Origin of the sequence: Klebsiella sp. MS 92-3, assembly GCF_000195655.1 — a bacterium.
GTDB classification, from domain to species: Bacteria; Pseudomonadota; Gammaproteobacteria; order Enterobacterales; family Enterobacteriaceae; genus Klebsiella; species Klebsiella pneumoniae.
In genome coordinates this window covers 49774-56725 of record NZ_GL882803.1, presented here as the reverse complement: position 1 = coordinate 56725, position 6952 = coordinate 49774, and the positions used below count along the sequence as shown (strand labels likewise).

Annotated in this window: 5 protein-coding genes and 1 pseudogene; 2 read left to right on the top strand and 4 right to left on the bottom strand. The window is 56.3% G+C overall.

Translation table 11 applies throughout. The features are described 5' to 3' along the window. Nucleotides 1-637: 637 nt before the first annotated feature. Nucleotides 638-2218 (top strand): lytic transglycosylase F, encoded by a 1581-nt coding sequence (locus HMPREF9538_RS14785; RefSeq protein WP_009485004.1) that lies wholly within the window; start codon nt 638-640, stop codon nt 2216-2218. 124 nt (nt 2219-2342) lie between these two features. Here the strand turns inward: HMPREF9538_RS14785 and ssb1 are convergent, their stop codons facing one another. Beyond that, nucleotides 2343-2867 (bottom strand): single-stranded DNA-binding protein SSB1, encoded by a 525-nt coding sequence (ssb1, locus tag HMPREF9538_RS14790; RefSeq protein ID WP_004151744.1) that lies wholly within the window; start codon nt 2865-2867, stop codon nt 2343-2345. Between the two features lie 251 nt (nt 2868-3118). Between ssb1 and uvrA the strand changes: the two genes are divergently transcribed. Then, a complete protein-coding gene (uvrA, locus tag HMPREF9538_RS14795; protein WP_004146620.1) occupies nt 3119-5944 on the top strand; it encodes an excinuclease ABC subunit UvrA in 2826 nt (941 codons plus the stop codon). Here uvrA and HMPREF9538_RS14800 read toward each other — a convergent pair whose 3' ends face one another. The 3 genes and pseudogenes from HMPREF9538_RS14800 to HMPREF9538_RS31065 form a co-directional block, all read right to left on the bottom strand. Beyond that, entirely contained in the window at nt 5945-6301 is a 357-nt protein-coding gene (locus HMPREF9538_RS14800; protein WP_002884953.1) for an MmcQ/YjbR family DNA-binding protein, read from the bottom strand. Between the two features lie 3 nt (nt 6302-6304). Beyond that, nucleotides 6305-6721: a secondary thiamine-phosphate synthase enzyme YjbQ gene (locus tag HMPREF9538_RS14805; protein ID WP_002884951.1), complete on the bottom strand. Its 417-nt coding sequence runs from the start codon at nt 6719-6721 to the stop codon at nt 6305-6307. A gap of 130 nt (nt 6722-6851) precedes the next feature. Then, nucleotides 6852-6952 (bottom strand): annotated as a pseudogene (locus HMPREF9538_RS31065) (acid phosphatase AphA); the annotation flags it as partial.

Here is a 6952-nt window from a genome sequence, read left to right as displayed (position 1 = left end):
ACTAAATCAGTAAGTTGGCAGCATCACCCGGGAAGTGAGACGTGTATTTCATAGAATATGCCCTGTTTTCTGTTGCTGTCGGGCATAACGCCTTCCCCAATTGAAAAAACAATGGGATAAAATACTTGCCTCAGCGCGTCGCCAGATTTTGGCGCAGGTCAGCGCCTTCCCGGCATTAATGGGAATAAAAAAAGCGTGAGGCATAATAAAATTAAGTGCCCTGTTTCATCATTAGAGAAAAAGCGCTGCGCGCTATTCTTTGATAGCGTAATCCAGACAGCGTGTCATTAGAGTAATGTGCCGTGTTACGGTAATAAAAATGAGATTCATTATCAAGATGATAATAATCAATATCGGAGAAAAATAAAATAAACACCAACAATCAAAAAGTTACAACAAAACAGATGGGGAGAAATAAAATAAAAACATCATCATTATTTTCTATTTATCATTAAAAACACACATTTTCGCCATATTATCTCCATAGTTAAATTAAAGATAAAAACACATTAATAGTAAGCGATAAAATGGGAGAAAACTATTTGTCGGCATTGTTATGTTTTTTACGCCCTTGTCGTTCCCAGCTAACGGCGGCCGTTCTGCTAAAATAATCACATCCCCTGCGGAGTATTCCTCCATGAACGCCTACTCGCTATCACGTCTGTTTATCGCCTGGCTCACCTGCCTCGCGACACTGTTATTCGCTCCTCTGCTGCCGGCAGTAGAGGCGGAAAAAGCGCCGCCGGCAGCAGCCGAAGACAACACGCTATCGATTCATATCGACGATATGCTACGGCCATGGAGAGGCGATCTGCCTGGCATGATCGACCGTCGTACCATTCGGGTATTAACCACCTACAGCAAGACCTTCTTTTTTATTGATAAAGGCACCCAGCGCGGGGCGACGCACGACATTTTTATCGCGCTGGAAAACGAGCTGAATAAACAGCTAGCGAAGGATAAAAAGCTCAAACAGCGCCACCTGAAGCTGCATATCGTTTTTGTGCCGGTCAGTCGGGACAATCTCTTTATCGCGCTTAATGAAGGTAAAGGCGATATTGCGGCTGCCAATCTGACTATCACGCCCTCGCGGGAAGCACAGGTCGATTTCGCCCAGCCGCTCTACAGCAACGTGAAAGAATTACTGATCTCCGGCCCGGCTTCACCGAAGGTCGACAGCCTGGAGCAACTCTCTGGTCAAACCGTCTTTGTTCGCCGCTCCTCCAGCTATTACGACAGCCTGCAAGCGCTGAACGCCCGATTTGCCGGTGAGTCGCGCCCACCGGTGATACTGGAGGCGGCGCCGGAAGCGCTGGAGGATGAAGATCTGCTGGAAATGCTCAACGCCGGGCTGATTCCGCTGATCGTCGTCGATCAGCATAAAGCGTTGTTCTGGAAACAGGTGTTTCCAAAAATTCAGGTCCATGACAATGTGGTGCTGCGCGACGGCGGCGACATTGCCTGGGCGGTACGCAAAGACAGCCCGCAGCTGCTGACGGTACTGAACAACTTCGTCAAAAAGAATCGTCAGGGCACCACGCTGGGCAATACTCTCCTGCTGCGTTACCTGAAAAATGCTAAATATGTCAAAAATGCCGCGGCGAGTAAGGAACGACGCAAATTCCTCGCGATGGTAGATGTCTTCCGCAAGTACGGCGATCGTTACGACGTCGACTGGCTGCTGATGGCGGCCCAGGGATACCAGGAGTCGCGGCTGAATCAGTCGGTACGGAGCCACGTCGGCGCCATCGGCGTTATGCAGGTGATGCCCAGCACTGGAAAAGAGCTGAAGGTGGGCGATATTAAACAGCTGGATCCCAATATCCATGCCGGCGTGAAATACATGCGCTGGATGATGGATCGGTACTATGCCGATGAGCCCATGACCCGGCTCGATAAAGCGCTGTTTACCTTTGCCTCCTATAACGCGGGTCCGGCGCGTATCGCCCGCCTGCGCACCATGACTAAACAGCGAGGATTTGACCCGAACGTCTGGTTCGGTAACGTCGAAAATATGGCGGCAGAAAAAATTGGCGCCGAGACGGTAACCTACGTCAGCAATATCTATAAGTATTACATCGCCTATCGGCTGATCGTCGATGGCATGGCCCGCAAACAGAAAGCGACGGCCGTACCGCGGCAGGAGCCGGTAGCGCAGCCAGTCAAACCGCAGCCCAGCGTGGCGACAGCCGCCACCGCTCAGGTGCCCGTCATCTGAATCGCTCGTTACCGTAGGTCAAATTCCATCCTGAAATGACGGTGCAGGAATAACAAAGAAAAAGCCCCGGCGAAACCGGGGCTTTCTGTTTTCGACTGCGCAGACAGTGCGCCTAAGGCAAGCCTTAGAACGGGATGTCGTCGTCGAAGTCCATCGGCGGTTCGTTGGAAGGCGCTGCCGGGGCCTGCTGCTGCGGACGGGACTGCGCGCCGCCGCTGAACTGGTTGCCGCCCTGCGGCTGCTGCGGCTGACCCCAACCGCCCTGCTGCTGGCCGCCGCCTGCCGGTGCGCCGCCGCCCTGACGGCCGCCCAGCATCTGCATGGTGCCGCCCACGTTCACCACCACTTCGGTGGTGTATTTGTCCTGACCGGATTGATCGGTCCACTTGCGGGTACGCAACTGGCCTTCAATGTACACCTGAGAGCCTTTACGCAGATACTCACCAGCGACTTCCGCCAGTTTGCCGAACAGCACAACGCGGTGCCACTCGGTCTGCTCTTTCATTTCGCCGGTCTGCTTGTCACGCCAGGATTCGGAAGTTGCCAGCGTGAAGTTGGCGACAGCGCCGCCACTTGGCATGTAGCGTACTTCCGGGTCCTGCCCCAGATTACCGACGAGAATCACCTTGTTTACGCCTCTGCTGGCCATGTTCGTGTCTCCTGAATACGTTTCTTAATAGTGTAAACGCGCGAGTGTACCATTTCCACGTAGCATTTTAATAGCTGCGAGGCTGATTCCAGAGATAGTACCCGGCTACGACATTGTTGCACACTCGACCCGAATTTGCATTCCGATACTGTATATTCATTCAGGTTAAATTGTGTCATAATTAGCCGTTTCTGCCGTTTGTCCTTCAAGCAAACCAGGCAATCCGTGTATCTACCTACCGGGAAAGGTGAATGGATAAGATCGAAGTTCGGGGCGCCCGCACCCATAATCTCAAAAACATCAACCTCGTTATCCCGCGCGACAAACTCATTGTCGTCACCGGGCTTTCCGGGTCTGGCAAATCTTCACTCGCTTTCGACACCCTGTATGCCGAAGGCCAGCGTCGCTACGTCGAATCGCTCTCCGCCTATGCGCGACAGTTCCTGTCGCTGATGGAGAAGCCGGACGTCGACCATATCGAAGGGCTGTCGCCGGCGATTTCCATCGAACAGAAATCAACCTCTCACAACCCCCGCTCGACGGTGGGTACTATTACCGAAATTCACGACTATCTGCGTCTGCTGTACGCCCGCGTCGGCGAACCGCGCTGTCCGGATCACGACGTGCCGCTGGCGGCGCAAACCGTCAGTCAGATGGTCGATAATGTCCTCGCCCAGCCGGAAGGCCTGCGCCTGATGCTGCTGGCGCCCATTATTAAAGAGCGCAAAGGCGAGCACACTAAAACCCTGGAAAACCTCGCCAGTCAGGGCTACATCCGCGCGCGGATCGACGGCGAGGTCTGCGATCTGTCGGATCCGCCGAAGCTGGAGCTGCAGAAGAAGCACACCATTGAGGTAGTCATCGACCGCTTCAAGGTGCGCGACGATCTGGCGCAGCGCCTGGCCGAGTCGTTTGAAACCGCGCTGGAGCTCTCCGGCGGGACCGCCATTGTGGCTAATATGGATGATGAGAAAGCGGAAGAACTGCTGTTTTCCGCCAACTTCGCCTGCCCGATCTGCGGCTACAGCATGCGCGAGCTGGAGCCGCGTCTGTTCTCCTTTAACAACCCGGCGGGCGCCTGCCCGACCTGCGACGGCCTCGGCGTGCAGCAATATTTCGATCCCGATCGCGTGGTGCAAAATCCCGAGCTGTCGCTGGCGGGCGGCGCCATCCGCGGCTGGGATCGGCGTAACTTCTACTACTTCCAGATGTTGAAGTCGCTGGCGGAGCACTATAAATTCGACGTCGAAGCGCCATGGGGCACCCTCAGCGCCAACGTGCAGAAAGTGGTGCTGTACGGTTCAGGTAAAGAAAGTATTGAATTCAAATACATGAATGACCGCGGGGATACCTCGGTGCGCCGCCATCCGTTCGAAGGCGTGCTGCATAACATGGAGCGCCGTTACAAAGAGACGGAATCCAGCGCGGTGCGCGAAGAGCTGGCGAAGTTCATCAGCAACCGTCCGTGCGCCAGCTGCGACGGCACGCGTCTGCGTCGCGAGGCGCGCCACGTGTTTGTGGAAAACACCCCGCTGCCGACCATTTCCGATATGAGCATCGGCCATGCGATGGATTTCTTCAACAATCTGAAGCTCTCCGGACAGCGGGCGAAAATCGCCGAAAAAGTGCTGAAAGAGATTGGCGATCGTCTGAAATTCCTCGTCAACGTCGGCCTCAACTACCTGACGCTCTCCCGCTCGGCGGAAACGCTCTCCGGCGGCGAAGCCCAGCGTATCCGTCTGGCAAGCCAGATTGGCGCCGGGCTGGTTGGCGTGATGTACGTGCTGGATGAACCCTCTATCGGCCTGCACCAGCGCGATAACGAACGCCTGCTCGGCACCCTGATCCACCTGCGTAATTTAGGCAACACGGTGATCGTCGTTGAGCACGACGAAGACGCCATTCGCGCCGCCGACCATGTGATCGATATCGGTCCCGGCGCTGGCGTTCACGGCGGCCAGGTAGTAGCGGAAGGGCCGTTGGAGGCCATTATGGCGGTCCCGGAATCCCTGACCGGGCAGTTCATGAGCGGTAAACGCAAAATTGAAGTGCCGAAGCAGCGCGTGCCCGCCAACCCGGAGAAAGTCCTCAAGCTGACCGGCGCGCGCGGCAACAACCTGAAGGATGTAACGCTCACCCTGCCAGTGGGCCTGTTTACCTGCATCACCGGCGTCTCCGGCTCGGGTAAATCCACGCTGATCAACGATACCCTGTTCCCGATTGCCCAGCGCCAGCTCAACGGCGCGACCATCGCCGAACCAGCGCCGTATCGCGATATCCAGGGGCTGGAACATTTCGATAAAGTGATCGATATCGACCAGAGCCCGATCGGCCGGACGCCGCGCTCCAACCCGGCAACCTATACCGGGGTGTTTACCCCGGTGCGCGAGCTGTTCGCCGGCGTACCGGAGTCTCGCTCACGCGGCTATACGCCGGGGCGCTTTAGCTTTAACGTTCGCGGTGGGCGCTGCGAAGCCTGCCAGGGTGACGGCGTCATTAAGGTTGAGATGCACTTCCTGCCGGATATCTACGTGCCGTGCGACCAGTGCAAAGGCAAACGCTATAACCGCGAAACGCTGGAGATTAAGTACAAGGGTAAGACCATCCACGAAGTGCTGGATATGACCATTGAAGAGGCGCGTGAATTCTTTGATGCCGTGCCGGCGCTGGCGCGTAAGCTGCAAACCCTGATGGACGTCGGCCTGACCTATATCCGCCTTGGCCAGTCGGCGACGACCCTGTCCGGCGGCGAGGCGCAGCGCGTGAAGCTGGCGCGCGAGTTGTCCAAGCGCGGTACCGGCCAGACGCTGTATATCCTCGATGAGCCGACCACCGGTCTGCACTTCGCCGATATCCAGCAGTTGCTGGAAGTGCTGCACCAGCTGCGCGATCAGGGCAATACCATCGTGGTGATTGAGCACAACCTCGATGTGATTAAAACTGCCGACTGGATTGTCGATCTCGGCCCGGAAGGCGGCAGCGGCGGCGGCGAAATCCTGGTCTCCGGTACGCCGGAAACCGTCGCCGAGTGCGAAGCCTCGCACACCGCGCGCTTCCTCAAGCCCATGCTGAAATAATTAGCGGGTAAGCTGCTGCCGGACCGGCTCCGGCAGCATTTTCACCGCCTGCTGATAAGACGCATCGACCAGGTAGTAGATTTGCGAATCCGGCAGCGAGCCATCCAGATAGACGGTGCTCCAGTGCGCTTTATTGAGATGCTGGCTGGGCCGGACATCGCGATGCTGCTGACGCAGCAGCTCAGCCAGCTCCGGACTCGCCTTCAGCGCGACCGCCGGCCGCTGGTCCTCAACCTCCTTCACCATGGCAAACAGCACATCTGAGACCTTAATCTGCGTGGCTTTCCAGTCGCTGTGGACGCTCTGCTCTGCTCCCGGTTTCGCCATGCAGTACTGTAATAACTCCGAAATTGTCATCTTTTATTCCCCCATGAGCGTCGCAACGATGCGCCGCGAACCGCCGTGTATCCGATGCTCCCCCAGCCAGATGCCCTGCCAGGTTCCCAGCCTGACGCGCCCGTCCTCGACCGGCAGCATTAGCGACACGCCAAGCATCGATGATTTGATGTGCGACGGCATATCGTCAGGGCCTTCATAGTCATGTTCATACGGCGCATTGTCCGGTACGGCGTTGAGAAAATACTGCTCCATGTCATAGCGGACGGTGGGATCGCAGTTTTCGTTGAGCGTCAGGGAAGCGGAAGTATGCTGGAGCAGGAGGTGCAGCAGGCCAACCTTCACCCCGGACAGCCCGCGGATCTGGCCAAGGATTTCGTCGGTGACCAGATGAAAACCGCGGGATTTTGGCCCAAGCGTCAGGGTTTGCTGATACCACATCATTGACTCCTTTTGCGAATGAATCCTTCTAAGTGTGCAGCAATACGTGAAAAGGTAAAACCTTCCACCCCTGATTTTGCATAAAAAAACGGCAGCGCCGTCGCTGCCGTTTATCGCGTTCAGGCGGTCATCAGTATTCGGAATTGACGATTACTTCCTCGCCCAGCGCGCCAGCCATCGGCAACGGCTTATAGGAGGAGTTGGCGGCCCGCAGCACGCGGATGCCACGGG

What these genes read in the sequence shown, in the direction of transcription:
- HMPREF9538_RS14785 (WP_009485004.1), top strand. Translation starts at nt 638, where the DNA reads ATGAACGCCTACTCGCTATCACGTCTGTTTATCGCCTGGCTCACCTGC.
- ssb1 (WP_004151744.1), bottom strand. Translation starts at nt 2,867, where the DNA reads ATGGCCAGCAGAGGCGTAAACAAGGTGATTCTCGTCGGTAATCTGGGG.
- uvrA (WP_004146620.1), top strand. Translation starts at nt 3,119, where the DNA reads ATGGATAAGATCGAAGTTCGGGGCGCCCGCACCCATAATCTCAAAAAC.
- HMPREF9538_RS14800 (WP_002884953.1), bottom strand. Translation starts at nt 6,301, where the DNA reads ATGACAATTTCGGAGTTATTACAGTACTGCATGGCGAAACCGGGAGCA.
- HMPREF9538_RS14805 (WP_002884951.1), bottom strand. Translation starts at nt 6,721, where the DNA reads ATGTGGTATCAGCAAACCCTGACGCTTGGGCCAAAATCCCGCGGTTTT.